This is a genomic window from Streptosporangium sp. G11, assembly GCF_051192615.1.
In the GTDB taxonomy this organism is placed as follows: Bacteria; Actinomycetota; Actinomycetes; order Streptosporangiales; family Streptosporangiaceae; genus Streptosporangium.
Genome location: NZ_JBPJUQ010000360.1, coordinates 1 through 627 on the forward strand (window position 1 = coordinate 1; position 627 = coordinate 627).

Sequence of the window (627 nt, forward strand, 5' to 3'; positions counted from 1 at the left end):
GGGCCGAGCCGGAACAGCTCGCGCAGCTGGTCGGTGGACAGGTCGGTGATCCAGTCTTCGCCGGTGCCGACCACGCTCTGGGCGAGGGCCTTCTTGCGTTCGATCATCTCGTCGATGCGCTCCTCCAGGGTGCCGACGCAGATGAATTTTCTGACCTGGACGTTTCTGGTCTGGCCGATCCTGAAGGCCCGGTCGGTCGCCTGGTCTTCGACGGCGGGGTTCCACCAGCGGTCCACGTGGACGACGTGGGTGGCGGCGGTCAGGTTCAGGCCGGTGCCGGCGGCCTTGAGGGAGAGCAGGAACAGCATCGGCTCGTCGTCGCTTTGGAAGCGTTCGACCAGTTCGTCGCGTTTGCGTTTTGGTAGTCCGCCGTGCAGCCACAGCACCGGCCGGTCCAGGTGGGCGGCCAGGTAGGGCTGCAGCAGGGCGCCGAATCCGGCGTACTGGGTGAAGACCAGTGCCTTGTCGCCCTCCTCGACGATCTCCTCGGCCAGCTCCTCCAGCCGGGCCAGTTTCCCCGACCGGCCCGCCAGCCGTGAGCCGTCCTTCAGCAGCTGGGCCGGGTGGTTGCAGACCTGCTTGAGCTTCGTCATGGTCGCCAGCACGTTGCCACGCCGCTCGATGCCC

Annotated in this window: 1 protein-coding gene; it reads right to left on the reverse strand. The window is 67.3% G+C overall.

From position 1 onward, the window contains the following. On the reverse strand, nucleotides 1-627 hold a 627-nt coding region (locus tag ACSDR0_RS51040), incomplete at both ends, for a DEAD/DEAH box helicase (RefSeq protein ID WP_435296206.1).